At 54.8% G+C, this 16,819-nt stretch carries 30 protein-coding genes; all 30 read right to left on the reverse strand.

Annotated features, from left to right (window positions below):
* Positions 1 to 153: 153 nt before the first annotated feature.
* The 30 genes from DNK59_RS27765 to tuf all read right to left on the reverse strand — a co-directional run bounded on the left by DNK59_RS27765 (position 154) and on the right by tuf (position 16,808).
* Positions 154 to 1,602 (reverse strand): catalase, encoded by a 1,449-nt coding sequence (locus tag DNK59_RS27765; protein ID WP_110725271.1) that lies wholly within the window; start codon positions 1,600 to 1,602, stop codon positions 154 to 156.
* Between the two features lie 176 nt (positions 1,603 to 1,778).
* Positions 1,779 to 2,165, reverse strand: coding sequence for a 50S ribosomal protein L17 (rplQ, locus tag DNK59_RS27770; RefSeq protein ID WP_007924175.1), 387 nt, complete (start codon positions 2,163 to 2,165; stop codon positions 1,779 to 1,781).
* 42 nt (positions 2,166 to 2,207) lie between these two features.
* Positions 2,208 to 3,209, reverse strand: coding sequence for a DNA-directed RNA polymerase subunit alpha (rpoA, locus tag DNK59_RS27775; protein WP_007970428.1), 1,002 nt, complete (start codon positions 3,207 to 3,209; stop codon positions 2,208 to 2,210).
* A 22-nt stretch (positions 3,210 to 3,231) separates the two neighbouring features.
* Positions 3,232 to 3,852, reverse strand: coding sequence for a 30S ribosomal protein S4 (gene rpsD / locus DNK59_RS27780; RefSeq protein ID WP_011063772.1), 621 nt, complete (start codon positions 3,850 to 3,852; stop codon positions 3,232 to 3,234).
* Positions 3,853 to 3,870: 18 nt separating this feature from the next.
* Positions 3,871 to 4,260, reverse strand: coding sequence for a 30S ribosomal protein S11 (gene rpsK / locus DNK59_RS27785; protein WP_007924177.1), 390 nt, complete (start codon positions 4,258 to 4,260; stop codon positions 3,871 to 3,873).
* Between the two features lie 30 nt (positions 4,261 to 4,290).
* Positions 4,291 to 4,647 (reverse strand): 30S ribosomal protein S13, encoded by a 357-nt coding sequence (gene rpsM / locus DNK59_RS27790; protein WP_003186020.1) that lies wholly within the window; start codon positions 4,645 to 4,647, stop codon positions 4,291 to 4,293.
* Positions 4,648 to 4,777: 130 nt separating this feature from the next.
* On the reverse strand, positions 4,778 to 4,894 hold the full coding sequence (rpmJ, locus tag DNK59_RS27795) for a 50S ribosomal protein L36 (RefSeq protein ID WP_002555468.1): 117 nt from the start codon (positions 4,892 to 4,894) through the stop codon (positions 4,778 to 4,780).
* A 24-nt stretch (positions 4,895 to 4,918) separates the two neighbouring features.
* Positions 4,919 to 6,247: a preprotein translocase subunit SecY gene (gene secY, locus DNK59_RS27800; protein WP_003210064.1), complete on the reverse strand. Its 1,329-nt coding sequence runs from the start codon at positions 6,245 to 6,247 to the stop codon at positions 4,919 to 4,921.
* Positions 6,248 to 6,682 carry a 50S ribosomal protein L15 gene (gene rplO / locus DNK59_RS27805; RefSeq protein ID WP_007924183.1) on the reverse strand — a complete coding sequence of 145 codons (435 nt, stop codon included), beginning with the start codon at positions 6,680 to 6,682 and terminating at the stop codon, positions 6,248 to 6,250.
* Between the two features lie 3 nt (positions 6,683 to 6,685).
* The gene (gene rpmD / locus DNK59_RS27810; protein ID WP_003176408.1) at positions 6,686 to 6,862 is read right to left on the reverse strand and encodes a 50S ribosomal protein L30; all 177 of its coding nucleotides are present in this window, start codon (positions 6,860 to 6,862) and stop codon (positions 6,686 to 6,688) included.
* Positions 6,863 to 6,864: 2 nt separating this feature from the next.
* Positions 6,865 to 7,365 (reverse strand): 30S ribosomal protein S5, encoded by a 501-nt coding sequence (rpsE, locus tag DNK59_RS27815; protein ID WP_007924184.1) that lies wholly within the window; start codon positions 7,363 to 7,365, stop codon positions 6,865 to 6,867.
* Positions 7,366 to 7,368: 3 nt separating this feature from the next.
* A complete protein-coding gene (gene rplR / locus DNK59_RS27820) occupies positions 7,369 to 7,719 on the reverse strand; it encodes a 50S ribosomal protein L18 (RefSeq protein WP_003186037.1) in 351 nt (116 codons plus the stop codon).
* A gap of 10 nt (positions 7,720 to 7,729) precedes the next feature.
* Entirely contained in the window at positions 7,730 to 8,263 is a 534-nt protein-coding gene (rplF, locus tag DNK59_RS27825; RefSeq protein ID WP_016966733.1) for a 50S ribosomal protein L6, read from the reverse strand.
* A gap of 12 nt (positions 8,264 to 8,275) precedes the next feature.
* Complete coding sequence (gene rpsH / locus DNK59_RS27830) at positions 8,276 to 8,668, reverse strand: 30S ribosomal protein S8 (RefSeq protein WP_011063773.1); 393 nt, start codon at positions 8,666 to 8,668, stop codon at positions 8,276 to 8,278.
* A 207-nt stretch (positions 8,669 to 8,875) separates the two neighbouring features.
* A complete protein-coding gene (gene rpsN / locus DNK59_RS27835; RefSeq protein WP_003228726.1) occupies positions 8,876 to 9,181 on the reverse strand; it encodes a 30S ribosomal protein S14 in 306 nt (101 codons plus the stop codon).
* A gap of 13 nt (positions 9,182 to 9,194) precedes the next feature.
* Positions 9,195 to 9,734, reverse strand: coding sequence for a 50S ribosomal protein L5 (gene rplE, locus DNK59_RS27840; protein WP_003210069.1), 540 nt, complete (start codon positions 9,732 to 9,734; stop codon positions 9,195 to 9,197).
* Positions 9,735 to 9,754: 20 nt separating this feature from the next.
* The gene (gene rplX / locus DNK59_RS27845; RefSeq protein ID WP_007896770.1) at positions 9,755 to 10,069 is read right to left on the reverse strand and encodes a 50S ribosomal protein L24; all 315 of its coding nucleotides are present in this window, start codon (positions 10,067 to 10,069) and stop codon (positions 9,755 to 9,757) included.
* Positions 10,070 to 10,080: 11 nt separating this feature from the next.
* Positions 10,081 to 10,449: a 50S ribosomal protein L14 gene (gene rplN / locus DNK59_RS27850; protein WP_002555479.1), complete on the reverse strand. Its 369-nt coding sequence runs from the start codon at positions 10,447 to 10,449 to the stop codon at positions 10,081 to 10,083.
* 23 nt (positions 10,450 to 10,472) lie between these two features.
* Complete coding sequence (gene rpsQ / locus DNK59_RS27855) at positions 10,473 to 10,739, reverse strand: 30S ribosomal protein S17 (RefSeq protein ID WP_003194644.1); 267 nt, start codon at positions 10,737 to 10,739, stop codon at positions 10,473 to 10,475.
* A 2-nt stretch (positions 10,740 to 10,741) separates the two neighbouring features.
* Positions 10,742 to 10,933, reverse strand: a complete 192-nt coding sequence (gene rpmC, locus DNK59_RS27860) for a 50S ribosomal protein L29 (RefSeq protein WP_002555481.1) — start codon at positions 10,931 to 10,933, stop codon at positions 10,742 to 10,744.
* Positions 10,933 to 11,346, reverse strand: coding sequence for a 50S ribosomal protein L16 (gene rplP / locus DNK59_RS27865; protein WP_003228729.1), 414 nt, complete (start codon positions 11,344 to 11,346; stop codon positions 10,933 to 10,935). The genes rpmC and rplP overlap by 1 nt, the downstream gene beginning before the upstream one ends.
* Positions 11,347 to 11,358: 12 nt before the next feature.
* Positions 11,359 to 12,045 (reverse strand): 30S ribosomal protein S3, encoded by a 687-nt coding sequence (gene rpsC, locus DNK59_RS27870; RefSeq protein ID WP_007924192.1) that lies wholly within the window; start codon positions 12,043 to 12,045, stop codon positions 11,359 to 11,361.
* Positions 12,046 to 12,058: 13 nt separating this feature from the next.
* Entirely contained in the window at positions 12,059 to 12,391 is a 333-nt protein-coding gene (gene rplV, locus DNK59_RS27875) for a 50S ribosomal protein L22 (RefSeq protein WP_003103908.1), read from the reverse strand.
* A 13-nt stretch (positions 12,392 to 12,404) separates the two neighbouring features.
* On the reverse strand, positions 12,405 to 12,680 hold the full coding sequence (gene rpsS, locus DNK59_RS27880) for a 30S ribosomal protein S19 (RefSeq protein WP_002555486.1): 276 nt from the start codon (positions 12,678 to 12,680) through the stop codon (positions 12,405 to 12,407).
* Positions 12,681 to 12,696: 16 nt separating this feature from the next.
* Positions 12,697 to 13,521 carry a 50S ribosomal protein L2 gene (gene rplB, locus DNK59_RS27885; protein WP_011063775.1) on the reverse strand — a complete coding sequence of 275 codons (825 nt, stop codon included), beginning with the start codon at positions 13,519 to 13,521 and terminating at the stop codon, positions 12,697 to 12,699.
* 14 nt (positions 13,522 to 13,535) lie between these two features.
* Positions 13,536 to 13,835 carry a 50S ribosomal protein L23 gene (gene rplW / locus DNK59_RS27890; protein ID WP_002555488.1) on the reverse strand — a complete coding sequence of 100 codons (300 nt, stop codon included), beginning with the start codon at positions 13,833 to 13,835 and terminating at the stop codon, positions 13,536 to 13,538.
* Entirely contained in the window at positions 13,832 to 14,434 is a 603-nt protein-coding gene (gene rplD / locus DNK59_RS27895; RefSeq protein WP_007924200.1) for a 50S ribosomal protein L4, read from the reverse strand. The genes rplW and rplD overlap by 4 nt, the downstream gene beginning before the upstream one ends.
* 12 nt (positions 14,435 to 14,446) lie before the next feature.
* Positions 14,447 to 15,082: a 50S ribosomal protein L3 gene (gene rplC / locus DNK59_RS27900; RefSeq protein WP_007924205.1), complete on the reverse strand. Its 636-nt coding sequence runs from the start codon at positions 15,080 to 15,082 to the stop codon at positions 14,447 to 14,449.
* 80 nt (positions 15,083 to 15,162) lie between these two features.
* Entirely contained in the window at positions 15,163 to 15,474 is a 312-nt protein-coding gene (rpsJ, locus tag DNK59_RS27905) for a 30S ribosomal protein S10 (RefSeq protein WP_003186070.1), read from the reverse strand.
* A 140-nt stretch (positions 15,475 to 15,614) separates the two neighbouring features.
* A complete protein-coding gene (gene tuf, locus DNK59_RS27910) occupies positions 15,615 to 16,808 on the reverse strand; it encodes an elongation factor Tu (RefSeq protein WP_060841339.1) in 1,194 nt (397 codons plus the stop codon).
* Positions 16,809 to 16,819: the final 11 nt, after the last annotated feature.

A 16,819-nucleotide genomic window follows, 5' to 3' on the forward strand; every position in this document is an offset into this window, starting at 1 on the left:
CCCTAAATCTCCCTGCTTGAAAGTGGATAGTTTGAACCAAGCTGACTTGCAGGTCACTTAGAAACAGCCATAAAAGTGAAGAATATCCGAGAAAACCAGTAGAAATAACGCAAAAACCGCCCTAATGAGGGCGGTTCTGCTTCTTATTTAGACTTACTTGAGCGATACGCCCAAGGCTTTGGCGATACCCTCGCCGTAAGCTGGATCTGCCTTGTAGAAATGTTGCAACTGACGATCAACCACATCAGCCGTCACCCCTTTCATGGCACCGGCAATGTTGTTGATCAACAGAGCCTTCTGTTCGTCATTCATCAGGCGGAACAGAGCTCCTGCATGACTGTAATAGTCGGTGTCTTCACGATGATCGTAGCGGTCTGCCGCACCGCTAAGCGCCAAAGGCGGCTCTGCATAGCGTGGAGCCTGCTTCGGGGCGTCGCTGTAGCTATTGGGCTCGTAGTTCGGCGCAGCACCGCCATTGCTTCCGAACGCCATCGAACCGTCGCGCTGATAGCTGTTAACCGGGCTCAATGGAGCGTTCACCGGCAACTGCTGGTGGTTGGTGCCCACGCGGTAGCGGTGCGCATCGGCGTAAGCGAATACCCGGCCCTGCAGCATACGATCCGGCGAAAGCCCGACACCTGGCACCATATTGCTTGGGCCGAAGGTGGCTTGCTCGACCTCGGCGAAGTAGTTCAGCGGATTGCGGTTCAACTCCAACTCGCCAACCTCGATCAACGGGAACTCCTTCTGCGACCAGGTCTTGGTCACATCGAACGGGTTCTCGTGGTGCGCCGCGGCTTGCGCTTCAGTCATGATCTGAATGCACACGCTCCACTTGGGAAAATCGCCGCGCTCGATCGCATTGAACAAGTCGCGCTGAGCGTAATCCGGGTCGGCACCCGCCAGACGTGCCGCCTCTGCCGGTGCCAGGTTCTTGATGCCCTGCTTGGTCTTGTAGTGCCACTTGACCCAGTGCCGTTCACCCTTGGCATTGATCAGGCTGTAGGTGTGACTGCCAAAGCCGTGCATATGACGGTAGCCGTCTGGAATACCGCGGTCGGAAAACAGGATGGTCACCTGATGCAACGCCTCAGGCGAATGCGACCAGAAATCCCACATCATCTGGGCACTTTTCAGATTGCTCTGGGGAAGGCGTTTTTGGGTGTGGATAAAATCGGGAAACTTCAGCGGGTCGCGAATGAAGAATACCGGGGTGTTATTACCCACGATGTCCCAGTTGCCTTCCTCCGTGTAGAACTTGAGGGCGAAGCCGCGAGGGTCACGCTCGGTATCAGCCGAACCCCGTTCGCCACCTACGGTGGAGAAACGCAGGAAGGTCGGAGTCTTCTTGCCAACCGCTTCAAACAGCTTGGCGCAGGTGTATTGAGTGATATCGCGAGAAACCGTGAAAGTGCCATAGGCGCCCGAGCCCTTGGCGTGCACGCGACGCTCGGGGATATTTTCGCGATTGAAATGGGCGAGCTTCTCAATCAGGTGAAAATCGTCGAGAAGCAGCGGACCCCGAGGGCCGGCGGAGCGGGAATTCTGGTTGTCAGCGACAGGAGCGCCACTAGCGGTTGTAAGAGTTTTGGTCTGGCTCATGCACAATCTTCCTCTGTCAGTCTGTGAAACTGCCGGCTAATCGGCTGAAGAGGAGTATTGACCAGTAGTGTTACAACATCCAATGCATTACACATTAGCTAACGATAGAAATATCTAATACATACAGGCACAAAAAACCGGGCACTAGGCCCGGTTTCTTGTTTCAGACTGACGTCTTACTCAGCGGATACAGCTTCACCGCCGACAGCACGATCAACCAGTTCAACGTACGCCATAGGAGCGTTGTCGCCAGCGCGGAAACCGCACTTGAGGATGCGCAGGTAGCCACCCTCACGGGTAGCGTAACGCTTGCCCAGGTCGTTGAAGAGCTTACCAACGATAGCTTTCGAACGAGTACGGTCGAAAGCCAGACGGCGGTTAGCCAGGCTGTCTGTCTTGGCCAAAGTGATCAGCGGCTCGGCAACGCGGCGCAGTTCTTTAGCTTTCGGCAGTGTAGTTTTGATCAGCTCGTGCTCGAACAGCGACACCGCCATGTTCTGGAACATGGCCTTGCGGTGCGAGCTGGTGCGGCTCAGGTGACGCCCACTTTTACGATGACGCATGGTTCATTCCTTACCAAACACAACGTTCGGTGATTACGACGATCAGGCAGTCGCCTTGTCGTCCTTCTTAAGACTTGCAGGCGGCCAGTTGTCGAGGCGCATGCCGAGGGACAGACCGCGGGAGGCCAGAACGTCCTTGATTTCGGTCAAGGATTTCTTACCCAGGTTCGGAGTCTTCAACAGTTCTACTTCGGTACGCTGAATCAGGTCGCCGATGTAGTAAATGTTTTCCGCCTTAAGGCAGTTAGCCGAACGTACAGTCAGTTCCAGATCGTCAACCGGGCGAAGCAGGATCGGATCGATCTCGTCTTCCTGCTCGACTACCACTGGCTCACTGTCACCTTTGAGGTCGACGAACGCAGCCAACTGCTGTTGCAGGATGGTTGCTGCACGACGGATAGCCTCTTCAGGATCTAGAGTACCGTTGGTTTCCAGATCAATAACCAGCTTATCCAGGTTAGTACGCTGCTCGACACGGGCGTTTTCCACCACGTATGCGATGCGGCGAACCGGGCTGAACGAAGAGTCGAGCTGCAAGCGACCAATGCTGCGGCTTTCGTCTTCATCGCTCTGACGCGAGTCGGCCGGTTCATAACCACGACCACGAGCTACAACGAGCTTCATGTTCAGGGCGCCGTTAGACGCCAGGTTAGCGATTACGTGATCGGGGTTAACGATCTCGACATCATGATCCAGCTGAATATCGGCAGCGGTAACCACCCCCGAACCCTTCTTCGACAAGGTCAGCGTAACTTCGTCACGGCCGTGCAGCTTGATAGCCAGACCTTTAAGGTTCAACAGGATTTCAATTACGTCTTCCTGTACACCTTCGATGGCGCTGTACTCGTGGAGCACACCGTCAATCTCGGCCTCGACTACTGCACAGCCGGGCATTGAGGACAACAGGATGCGGCGCAGCGCGTTGCCCAGGGTGTGGCCAAAACCACGCTCGAGAGGCTCGAGAGTGATCTTGGCGCGGGTTGGACTGACAACCTGCACATCAATGTGGCGGGGTGTCAGGAACTCATTTACCGAAATCTGCATGGATGCACCTATTTTCTAGCCCTTACTTGGAGTAGAGCTCGACAATCAGGCTTTCGTTGATGTCGGCGGACAGATCACTGCGAGCTGGAACGTTCTTGAAAACGCCCGACTTCTTCTCAGTGTCTACTTCTACCCATTCTACGCGGCCACGTTGAGCACACAGATCGAGAGCTTGGACAATGCGAAGTTGGTTTTTTGCTTTCTCGCGAACAGCGACCACGTCACCAGCACGAACCTGGTAGGACGGAACGTTAACGGTCTGACCGTTTACGCTGATCGACTTGTGCGATACCAGCTGACGGGACTCGGCACGAGTAGAACCGAAGCCCATGCGGTATACAACGTTGTCCAGACGGCATTCGAGCAGTTGCAACAGGTTTTCGCCGGTTGCGCCCTTCTTGCCAGCTGCTTGTTTGTAGTAGCCGCTGAATTGACGCTCGAGTACGCCGTAGATACGACGAACTTTTTGCTTTTCACGCAGCTGAGTACCGTAGTCGGATTGACGACCACGACGCTGGCCGTGGATGCCAGGAGCTGCTTCGATGTTGCACTTGGATTCGATAGCGCGCACGCCGCTCTTCAGGAAGAGATCGGTGCCTTCGCGACGAGCCAGTTTGCATTTTGGACCAATGTAACGAGCCATTCTTTACAATCTCCTGGATTACACGCGGCGCTTCTTCGGCGGACGGCACCCGTTGTGCGGGATTGGCGTCACGTCGGTGATGCTGGCGATCTTGTAGCCACAGCCGTTCAAAGCGCGGACTGCGGATTCACGACCTGGACCTGGGCCCTTGACGTTAACGTCGAGGTTCTTCAGGCCATATTCCAGCGCAGCTTGACCAGCACGTTCAGCAGCTACTTGAGCAGCAAACGGGGTGGACTTGCGAGAACCGCGGAAACCCGAACCACCGGAGGTTGCCCAGGAAAGAGCGTTACCTTGACGGTCGGTGATGGTCACGATGGTGTTGTTGAAAGACGCGTGGATGTGGGCGATGCCATCAACCACTGTCTTTTTAATCTTTTTACGAGGACGAGCAGCAGGTTTTGCCATGACTAAATTCCTGTCGATTCGCTGGTGCGATTACTTGCGGATCGGCTTACGCGGACCTTTGCGAGTACGCGCGTTGGTCTTGGTACGCTGACCGCGCACTGGAAGACCACGACGATGGCGCAGACCGCGGTAGCAGCCCAGATCCATCAAGCGTTTGATTTTCATGTTGATTTCGCGACGCAGGTCACCTTCAGTGGTGAACTTCGCCACTTCGCCACGCAGCTGTTCAATTTGCTCGTCGCTCAGATCCTTGATCTTCGCAGCTGGGTTGACCCCAGTCACCGCACAGATTTTCTGTGCAGTAGTGCGACCAACACCATAGATGTAGGTCAGCGAGATAACAGTATGCTTGTTATCTGGAATGTTAACGCCTGCAATACGGGCCATTCAGTGGGACTCCAATTGACAGCTACCTACGCCCCGGAAGCCAAGAAATAGGGCGCGAGATAATATCGCTGTAATAACAAATAATCAACCCGGCAGCGCACTAGCTGCCGGGCTTGAAGCACAATCACACTCAGCCTTGGCGCTGTTTGTGACGCGGTTCCGCGCTGCAAATTACTCGAACAACACCTTCGCGGCGAATAATCTTGCAGTTACGGCACAGCTTTTTCACCGATGCACGAACTTTCATCACCAACTCCTCGAACCTTATGGATTAGCGCAGCATGCCGCTGCCGTAACCCTTCAGGTTGGCTTTCTTCATCAGGGATTCGTACTGGTGGGAAACGAGGTGCGATTGTACTTGCGACATAAAGTCCATAACAACCACGACCACGATCAGCAACGAGGTCCCGCCAAGGTAGAACGGAACGTTTGCAGCAACCACCAGGAACTGGGGCAACAGGCAGACGGCCGTCATATATAGAGCACCGAACATGGTCAAGCGGGTTAGAACGCCATCAATGTAGCGCGCCGACTGCTCACCTGGACGGATGCCCGGAATAAAGGCACCGGACTTCTTCAGGTTTTCCGCTACGTCTTTCGGATTGAACATCAACGCCGTATAGAAGAAGCAGAAGAAAATAATCCCTGCACTAAACAGCAGAATATTCAACGGCTGACCAGGAGCGATCGACTGCGAGATGTCCTGCAACCAGCCCATACCTTCAGACTGACCGAACCAGGCACCCAACGAAGCCGGAAACAGCAAAATGCTGCTCGCGAAGATAGCAGGAATAACACCGGCCATATTCACTTTCAGCGGCAAGTGGCTGGTCTGCGCAGCAAATACCTTACGGCCCTGCTGACGCTTGGCGTAGTGAACAGCAATACGACGCTGGCCACGCTCAATGAACACCACAAAACCGATAATCGCTACTGCCAGCAAACCGATCGCAACCAAGGCGAAAATATTGATATCACCCTGACGTGCAGACTCGAAAGACTGCCCGATCGCTCTCGGAAGACCGGCGACGATACCTGCGAAAATCAACATCGAGATACCGTTGCCAACACCACGCTCAGTAATCTGCTCACCCAGCCACATCATGAACATCGCACCAGCCACAAAAGTGGATACCGCGACGAAATGGAAGCCAAAGTCACCAGTGAACGCAACACCCTGACCCGCCAGGCCAACGGACATGCCGATAGCTTGAACCAGGGCCAGGATGACAGTGCCGTAGCGGGTGTACTGGCTGATCTTGCGACGGCCAGCTTCACCTTCCTTCTTCAACTGCTCCAGCTGCGGGCTGACGGCGGTCATCAGTTGCATGATGATCGATGCCGAAATGTACGGCATGATCCCCAGTGCAAAGATGCTCATCCGCTCCAGCGCGCCGCCGGAAAACATGTTGAACAAGCTAAGAATGGTCCCCTCATTCTGTCGAAACAGGTCTGCGAGTCGGTCAGGGTTGATACCTGGAACCGGGATGTGTGCGCCTATTCGGTAGACGATAATCGCCAGGAACAGAAAACGCAGACGAGCCCAGAGTTCAGACATACCGCCTTTGCCGAGCGCAGAGAGAGCACCTTGCTTAGCCATTTATTCCTCGAACTTGCCGCCAGCTGCTTCGATAGCCGCACGCGCACCTTTGGTGGCTGCGATGCCCTTGATAGTCACAGCGCGAGTAACTTCGCCGGACAGCATGATTTTCACACGCTGAACGTTCTGGTTAATCACGTTGGCATCTTTCAGGGACTGCACGGTGACGATGTCGCCTTCCACTTTAGCCAGCTCGGACAGACGCACTTCTGCGCGATCCATGGCCTTCAGGGATACGAAACCGAACTTCGGCAGGCGACGATGCAGCGGCTGTTGGCCGCCTTCAAAGCCTGGAGCAATGGTGCCACCGGAGCGGGAAGTCTGACCTTTGTGACCACGGCCACCAGTCTTACCCAAACCACTACCGATACCACGGCCCGGACGATGCTTTTCGCGACGGGAACCCGGCGCTGGACTCAGATCATTGAGTTTCATCGATTAACCCTCGACACGCAGCATGTAGTAAGCCTTGTTGATCATCCCGCGATTCTCGGGAGTATCTTGGACTTCTACAGTGTGACCGATGCGACGCAGGCCCAGACCCTTAACGCACAGTTTGTGGTTAGGGATACGGCCGGTCATGCTTTTGATCAGCGTTACTTTTACGGTAGCCATGATCAGATGATCTCCTGGACGCTTTTGCCACGCTTGGCGGCAATGGATTCAGGGGACTGCATAGCCTTCAAACCCTTGAAAGTGGCGTGAACCACGTTTACTGGGTTAGTCGAGCCGTAGCACTTGGCCAGAACGTTCTGAACGCCAGCAACTTCGAGGACAGCACGCATAGCGCCGCCAGCGATGATACCGGTACCTTCAGAAGCAGGCTGCATGTACACCTTGGAGGCGCCGTGGGCGGACTTCATAGCGTATTGCAGAGTGGTGCCGTTCAGATCAACTTGGATCATGTTGCGGCGAGCAGCTTCCATTGCCTTCTGGATCGCAGCAGGCACTTCACGCGACTTGCCACGGCCGAAGCCAACACGGCCTTTACCATCACCTACCACGGTCAACGCGGTGAAAGTGAAGATACGGCCGCCTTTAACGGTTTTGGCTACGCGGTTAACTTGAACCAGCTTCTCGATGTAGCCTTCGTCGCGCTTTTGGTCGTTATTTGACATAACTTAGAACTCCAGCCCAGCTTCACGAGCAGCATCAGCCAGCGCCTTGACGCGGCCGTGATACTTGAAGCCAGAGCGGTCGAAAGCCACCTGCGAGACGCCAGCGGCTTTTGCACGCGTAGCGACCAGCTGGCCAACCTTAGTGGCCGCGTCGATGTTGCCAGTGGCGCCATCACGCAGTTCTTTATCCAAAGTCGAGGCACTTGCCAGGACTTTGTTGCCGTCGGCCGAAATGACCTGGGCGTAGATGTGCTGCGAAGAGCGGAACACGCAGAGACGCACGACTTCGAGTTCGTGCATTTTCAGGCGTGCTTTGCGAGCGCGACGCAGTCGAGTAACTTTTTTGTCGGTCATTTGCTATGCCCTACTTCTTCTTGGCTTCTTTACGACGGACGACTTCGTCCGCGTAGCGCACACCTTTACCTTTGTAAGGCTCTGGTGGACGGAAGTCGCGGATCTCAGCGGCCACTTGACCTACCAGCTGCTTATCGATGCCCCGGATCAGGATATCGGTCTGGCTAGGAGTCTCAGCGGTGATGCCTTCCGGCAGTTCGTAATCCACTGGATGCGAGAAGCCGAGGGCCAGGTTCAGCACTGTGCCTTTTGCTTGTGCCTTGTAACCAACACCGACCAGCTGGAGCTTACGCTCGAAGCCTTGGCTTACGCCTTGGACCATGTTGTTTACCAGAGCACGAGTGGTACCGGCCATTGCACGAGTTTGTTGATCGCCATTGCGAGCAGCGAAACGCAGCTCACCAGCTTCCTCAACAATTTCAACGGACGAGTGAACGTTCAGTTCGAGAGTGCCCTTGGCACCCTTCACCGAAAGCTGTTGGCCGGCGAATTTAACTTCGACACCAGCTGGCAGCTTAACGGGGTTCTTAGCGACGCGAGACATGCTTATCCCCCCTTAGAACACAGTGCAAAGAACTTCGCCGCCGACACCGGCAGCGCGCGCAGCACGATCAGTCATCACACCTTTGTTGGTGGAGACGATAGACACGCCAAGACCGCCACGAACTTTCGGCAGCTCTTCAACGGACTTGTACTGACGCAGGCCTGGACGGCTAACGCGCTTCACTTCCTCGATGACCGGACGGCCTTCGAAGTACTTCAGCTCGATGGACAGCAGAGGCTTGATTTCGCTGCTGATCTGATAACCCGCGATGTAACCTTCGTCCTTCAGGACTTTTGCTACAGCCACCTTCAGCGTGGAAGACGGCATGCTTACGACGGACTTTTCAGCCATCTGGGCATTACGGATTCGAGTTAGCATGTCCGCTAACGGGTCCTGCATACTCATGGGCTAGATGCTCCTGATACAAAAAGAATTAGCCTTGCGGCTACAACTGTCGCCGAGAAATTCCGGGCAAAAAACACGGGCTCAGGCGAGCCGGTCATTCTAGACACACCCCAGAAATGAATCAAGCCCCAAAAGGGGCTTGATTCACGTTCGAGGCCACCGGTGATCGGGATCTTGCGAGCCCGAATACCGCGACTTCGATAGCTATTACCAGCTGGCTTTAACCAGACCTGGTACGTCACCACGCATTGCAGCTTCACGCAGCTTGTTACGGCCCAGGCCGAACTTGCGGTAAACGCCGTGCGGACGACCAGTCAGGCGGCAGCGGTTACGCATGCGCGAGGCGCTGGCGTCACGTGGCTGCTTCTGCAGAGCTACGGTAGCTTCCCAACGAGCTTCTGGACTTGCGTTCAGATCCACGATGATAGCTTTCAGCGCTGCACGCTTGGTGGCGTACTTGGCAACGGTGAGCTGACGCTTCAGCTCACGGTTTTTCATGCTCTTCTTGGCCATTTTCCTACTCCAATCAGTTGCGGAACGGGAATTTGAAAGCACGCAGCAGAGCGCGGCCTTCATCATCGTTCTTGGCAGTGGTGGTCAGGGTAATGTCCAGACCGCGGAGAGCATCGATCTTGTCGTAATCGATTTCCGGGAAAATGATCTGCTCTTTGACACCCATGCTGTAGTTGCCACGACCGTCGAAGGACTTGGCATTCAGGCCGCGGAAGTCGCGAACCCGAGGCAGGGAGATCGACAGCAGACGATCCAGGAACTCGTACATACGCTCACGGCGCAGGGTCACTTTGACGCCGATCGGCCATCCTTCGCGGACTTTGAAGCCAGCGATGGATTTACGAGCGTAGGTCACAACGACTTTCTGGCCGGTGATCTTTTCCAGGTCAGCAACAGCATGCTCGATGACTTTTTTGTCGCCGATCGCTTCGCCCAGACCCATGTTCAGGGTGATTTTGGTAACGCGCGGAACTTCCATCACGTTCGAAAGCTTAAGTTCTTCCTTAAGTTTCGGAGCGATTTCCTTCCGGTAAATCTCTTTTAGTCGTGCCATGGTCTTCTACCTAGCAGTGTTCAAGCATCAACCGCTTTTTGGGTCGACTTGAAGACACGAATTTTTTTGCCGTCTTCTACTTTGAAACCAACGCGGTCAGCCTTGTTGGTTTCGCCGTTGAAAATGGCGACGTTGGAAGCGTGCAGTGGCGCTTCTTTCTCGACGATACCGCCCTGTACGCCCGACATCGGGTTAGGCTTGGTATGACGCTTGACCAGGTTCAGGCCACCGACGACCAGACGGTCATCAGCCAGAACCTTAAGCACCTTACCGCGCTTACCTTTGTCTTTGCCGGCGATCACGATGATCTCGTCGTCACGACGAATCTTTTGCATGTCGGATCTCCTTACAGCACTTCTGGGGCGAGCGAGACGATCTTCATGAACTTCTCAGTACGAAGCTCACGGGTCACTGGCCCAAAGATACGGGTGCCGATCGGCTCTTGCTTGTTGTTCAACAGAACAGCAGCGTTGCCATCAAAGCGGATGATGGAGCCGTCTGCACGACGAACACCATGGCGAGTGCGGACTACAACAGCAGTCATCACTTGACCTTTCTTCACCTTACCGCGAGGAATTGCTTCCTTGACGGTCACCTTGATGATGTCACCGATACCAGCGTAACGACGATGGGAGCCACCCAGCACCTTGATGCACATAACGCGGCGAGCGCCGCTGTTATCGGCCACATCGAGCATGGATTGAGTCTGAATCATATAATTTCTCCGACCCCTAGCCCTTAGACTTCCACAGCGCGTTCGAGAACATCAACCAGCGCCCAAGACTTGGTCTTGGCCATCGGACGAGTTTCACGAATAGTGACTTTGTCGCCGATGTGGCACTGATTGGTTTCGTCGTGCGCGTGCAGCTTAGTCGAACGCTTAACGTATTTACCGTAGATAGGGTGCTTAACGCGACGCTCGATCAGAACGGTGATGGTCTTGTCCATCTTGTCGCTGACAACACGGCCAGTCAGCGTACGGACAGTTTTTTCGGCTTCAGCCATGATTACTTACCTGCCTGCTGGTTGAGCACAGTCTTCACGCGAGCGATGTCACGCTTAACTTGCGAGAGCAGATGAGACTGCCCCAACTGGCCAGTTGCTTTCTGCATGCGCAGATTGAACTGGTCGCGCAGCAGGCCGAGCAGTTGCTCGTTCAGCTGCTGTGCGGATTTTTCACGAAGTTCATTCGCTTTCATCACATCACCGTCCGTTTAACAAAGGAGGTGGCGAGCGGCAGCTTTGCAGCAGCCAGGGCGAAAGCCTCACGCGCCAGCTCTTCAGAAACACCCTCGATTTCATACAGGACTTTGCCTGGCTGAATCTGGGCAACCCAGTATTCGACGTTACCCTTACCTTTACCCATCCGAACTTCGAGTGGTTTTTTGGAAATAGGCTTGTCCGGGAATACACGGATCCAGATCTTGCCACCACGTTTTACGTGACGGGTCAGAGCACGACGCGCTGACTCGATCTGACGAGCGGTGAGACGACCACGAGCAACAGACTTCAGCGCGAACTCGCCGAAGCTGACTTTGCTACCGCGCAATGCCAGACCACGGTTGTGGCCGGTCATTTGCTTGCGGAACTTCGTACGCTTTGGTTGCAACATTTGGCGTACCCCTTACTTAGCAGCTTTTTTACGAGGCGCAGGTGCTTGCGGCTTCAGCTCTTCTTGGCGACCACCAATTACTTCGCCTTTGAAGATCCAAACCTTCACACCGATCACACCGTAAGTGGTGTGAGCTTCGTAGGTGGCATAGTCGATATCGGCACGCAGGGTGTGCAGCGGCACACGACCTTCGCGATACCATTCAGTACGTGCGATTTCAGCACCGCCGAGACGACCGCTCACTTGGATTTTGATGCCTTTGGCACCAATGCGCATGGCGTTCTGTACGGCGCGCTTCATGGCACGACGGAACATTACGCGGCGCTCCAGCTGCTGAGCTACGCTCTGCGCAACCAGCATACCGTCGAGCTCCGGCTTGCGGATCTCTTCGATATTGATGTGCACAGGCACACCCATTTGCTTGGTCAGGTCCTGACGCAGCTTCTCAACATCTTCACCTTTCTTGCCGATCACGATGCCGGGACGAGCGGTGTGGATGGTGATGCGTGCAGTTTGAGCCGGACGATGGATATCGATACGGCTTACGGACGCGCTTTTTAGTTTGTCTTGGAGATACTCACGCACATTCAGATCTGCGAGCAAATAGTCCGCATAAGTCCGACCGTCTGCGTACCAGACGGAGGTGTGCTCCTTGACGATTCCCAGGCGAATGCCAATGGGATGTACTTTCTGACCCATCTCTTCGACTCCGTTACTTGTCAGCAACCTTGACAGTGATATGGCAAGACCGCTTGACGATGCGATCAGCACGGCCTTTGGCACGTGGCATGATGCGCTTCAGCGAACGCCCTTCGTTGACGAAAACGGTGGAGACCTTCAGGTCATCAACGTCTGCGCCTTCGTTATGCTCGGCGTTGGCTACGGCCGACTCCAGCACTTTCTTCATGATCTCGGCGGCTTTCTTACTGCTGAAAGCCAACAGGTTGAGCGCCTCGCCCACCTTCTTCCCGCGGATCTGGTCGGCGACCAAGCGGGCTTTCTGGGCGGAGATTCGAGCGCCCGACAACTTAGCGGCTACTTCCATCATTCCTTACCCCTTAACGCTTGGCTTTCTTGTCAGCCACGTGCCCGCGATATGTACGGGTACCGGCGAACTCGCCCAGTTTGTGGCCGACCATGTCTTCGTTCACGAGAACTGGAACATGTTGACGACCGTTATGCACAGCAATGGTCAGACCGACCATTTGTGGCAGGATCATGGAACGGCGCGACCAGGTCTTAACTGGTTTGCGATCGTTCTTTTCCGCCGCCACTTCGATCTTCTTCAGTAGGTGAAGATCAATAAAAGGACCTTTTTTCAGAGAACGTGGCACTGTCGTATCCCTCTATTTACTTGCGACGACGGACGATCATTTTGTCGGTACGCTTATTACCACGAGTCTTCGCGCCCTTAGTCGGGAAGCCCCATGGCGATACCGGATGACGACCACCAGAGGTACGACCTTCACCACCACCATGTGGGTGGTCAACCGGGTTCATGGCAACACCACGAACGGTTGGGCGAACGCCACGCCAGCGTTTGGCACCAGCTTTACCCAACGAACGCAGGCTGTGCTCGGAGTTCGAGACTTCGCCCAGGGTCGCACGGCACTCAGCCAGCACTTTACGCATCTCACCAGAACGCAGACGCAGGGTCACGTAGACACCTTCACGAGCGACCAGCTGAGCCGAAGCACCAGCCGAACGAGCGATTTGCGCGCCTTTACCTGGCTTCAGTTCGATGCCGTGTACGGTGCTACCAACTGGAATGTTGCGCAGCTGCAGAGCGTTGCCCGGCTTGATCGGTGCCAGAGCACCTGCAATCAGCTGGTCGCCAGCGCTCACGCCTTTAGGGGCGATGATGTAGCGACGCTCGCCATCTGCGTACAGCAGCAGAGCGATGTGAGCAGTACGGTTTGGATCGTATTCGATACGCTCGACAGTGGCAGCGATGCCATCTTTGTCGTTGCGACGGAAGTCGACCAGACGGTAATGCTGCTTATGACCACCACCAACGTGACGAGTGGTAATGCGGCCATTGTTGTTACGACCACCAGACTTCGATTTCTTCTCGAGCAGCGGTGCGTGAGGAGCGCCTTTATGCAGCTCCTGGTTGACCACCTTGACCACAAAACGGCGGCCAGGGGAAGTCGGTTTGCATTTAACGATTGCCATGATGCACCCCTTCCTTACTCAGCACTGCTGCTGAAATCGAGATCTTGGCCTGGCTGAAGGGAGATAACTGCCTTCTTCCAGTCATTACGCTTGCCCAGACCGCGAGCGGTACGCTTGCTCTTACCCAGAACATTCAGGGTAGTAACGCGTTCCACTTTCACGCTGAACAGGCTTTCGACGGCCTTCTTGATTTCCAGCTTGGTTGCGTCAGTAGCAACCTTGAAAACGAACTGGCCTTTCTTGTCTGCCAGAACCGTAGCCTTCTCGGAAACGTGCGGGCCAAGCAGAACTTTAAATACGCGTTCCTGGTTCATCCCAGCAGCTCCTCGAATTTCTTCACGGCCGACACAGTGATCAACACTTTGTCGTATGCGATCAGACTAACTGGATCGGAACCTTGCACGTCACGAACATCAACGTGTGGCAGGTTACGAGCAGCCAGGTACAGGTTCTGATCAACAGCGTCCGACACGATCAGAACGTCGGTCAGGCTCATGTTGTTCAGTTTGCCCAGCAGATCTTTGGTTTTCGGAGTTTCAACAGCGAAATCCTGAACCACGACCAGACGATCAGTACGCACCAGCTCAGCAAGGATGGAACGCATTGCTGCGCGATACATCTTCTTGTTCAGCTTCTGGGAGTGATCCTGAGGACGAGCTGCGAAAGTGGTACCGCCGCCACGCCAGATTGGGCTACGGATAGTACCGGCACGAGCACGGCCAGTACCTTTCTGACGCCATGGGCGCTTGCCGCCACCAGAAACGTCGGAACGGGTCTTTTGCTGCTTGCTACCTTGACGGCCGCCAGCCATGTAGGCCACGACTGCTTGGTGAACCAGCGTCTCGTTGAATTCGCCGCCAAATGTCAGTTCGGAAACTTCGATCGCTTGAGCGTCATTTACATTTAATTGCATGTCAGCTTCCCCTTAACCGCGAGCCTTGGCCGCCGGACGTACAACCAGGTTGCCGCCAGTAGCGCCAGGAACAGCACCCTTGACCAACAACAGATTGCGTTCAGCGTCGACGCGCACTACTTCCAGGGACTGCACGGTCACGCGCTCAGCGCCCATATGACCGGACATTTTTTTGCCCTTGAATACACGACCAGGAGTCTGGCACTGGCCAATAGAGCCCGGGACGCGGTGGGAAACGGAGTTACCGTGGGTGTTATCTTGACCGCGGAAATTCCAACGCTTGATGGTACCGGCAAAGCCTTTACCTTTCGACTGACCGGTAACATCTACCAGTTGGCCAGCTGCGAAGATTTCTGCATTGATCAGATCGCCAGCTTGGTACTCGCCTTCTTCAAGGCGGAATTCCCAAACGCCACGACCGGCAGCAACGTTCGCTTTAGCGAAGTGACCTGCTTGAGCAGCAGTCACGCGCGAAGCACGACGCTCACCTACAGTGACTTGCACTGCACGATAGCCATCGGTTTCTTCAGTTTTGAACTGGGTGACGCGATTCGGCTCGATCTCAATGACCGTGACCGGAATGGAGACACCTTCTTCGGTGAAAATACGGGTCATACCGCATTTACGACCGACTACACCAATAGTCATGTTGTAAACCTCATGAGTGTACGGGGCTTTCACCCGCTATGGCCGCCCATTTCAGAGCGTTACACGACTAAGACCGAGTCTTAGCCGAGGCTGATCTGCACTTCCACACCTGCCGCAAGATCGAGCTTCATAAGAGCATCAACGGTTTTATCCGTTGGCTGGACGATATCCAGTACGCGCTTATGAGTACGGATCTCGTACTGGTCACGCGCGTCTTTGTTGACGTGCGGAGAGACCAGAACGGTGAACCGCTCTTTACGGGTAGGCAGTGGAATTGGACCACGCACTTGAGCACCAGTACGTTTCGCGGTTTCCACGATTTCCTGGGTGGATTGGTCGATCAGGCGATGGTCGAAAGCCTTCAACCTGATACGGATTTGCTGATTTTGCATTGGATTTCAGACTCCAGGCTGCTATTCCCACCGGGCGCAATACGCCCGTTAAAAGGAGGCGCAATTCTATAGACGGCCCCACAGAGTGTCAACCCAATAAAAAAGCCCCCGCAAGCGGGGGCTTCTTCATGAGTCGTCGATTACTCGATAACTTTGGCTACGACGCCAGCGCCGACGGTACGACCGCCTTCACGGATAGCGAAACGCAGACCATCTTCCATCGCGATGGTTTTGATCAGAGTGACAGTCATCTGGATGTTGTCACCTGGCATTACCATTTCAACGCCTTCTGGCAGCTCGCAGTTACCAGTCACGTCAGTAGTACGGAAGTAGAACTGTGGACGGTAGCCTTTGAAGAACGGAGTATGACGGCCGCCTTCTTCTTTGCTCAGAACGTAAACTTCAGCGGTGAACTTGGTGTGAGGCTTAACGGTGCCTGGCTTAACCAGAACCTGACCACGCTCAACGTCGTCACGCTTGGTACCACGCAGCAGAACACCGCAGTTCTCGCCAGCACGACCTTCGTCGAGCAGTTTGCGGAACATTTCAACGCCGGTGCAGGTAGTTTTCTGAGTGTCGCGCAGACCAACGATCTCAACTTCTTCCTGGATGCGAACAATACCACGCTCAACACGGCCAGTTACCACAGTGCCACGACCGGAGATCGAGAACACGTCTTCGATTGGCATCAGGAACGGCTTGTCGATTGCACGCTCTGGCTCTGGGATGTAGGTGTCCAGAGTTTCTACCAGACGCTTAACAGCGGTGGTACCCATTTCGTTGTCGTCTTGGCCGTTCAGAGCCATCAGAGCCGAACCGATGATGATCGGAGTGTCATCACCTGGGAAGTCGTAAGTGCTCAGCAGATCGCGCACTTCCATCTCAACCAGTTCCAGCAGCTCAGCGTCGTCAACCATGTCAGCCTTGTTCAGGAAGACAACGATGTACGGAACGCCTACCTGACGGGACAGCAGGATGTGCTCACGAGTTTGTGGCATCGGACCATCGGCAGCCGAGCAAACCAGGATCGCGCCGTCCATCTGGGCAGCACCGGTGATCATGTTTTTGACGTAGTCGGCGTGACCTGGGCAGTCAACGTGCGCGTAGTGACGAATGTGCGAATCGTACTCTACGTGTGCAGTGTTGATGGTGATACCACGAGCCTTTTCTTCTGGGGCGCTGTCGATCTTGTCGAAGTCAACACGAGCCGAACCGAAAACTTCGGAGCAAACGCGAGTCAGAGCAGCAGTCAGAGTGGTTTTACCGTGGTCAACGTGACCGATAGTGCCAACGTTGACGTGCGGTTTGTTACGTTCAAATTTTTCTTTAGCCACGACAATAAACT

The sequence above is a fragment of the Pseudomonas sp. TKO26 genome (assembly GCF_003225665.1).
GTDB classification, from domain to species: Bacteria; Pseudomonadota; Gammaproteobacteria; order Pseudomonadales; family Pseudomonadaceae; genus Aquipseudomonas; species Aquipseudomonas saponiphila.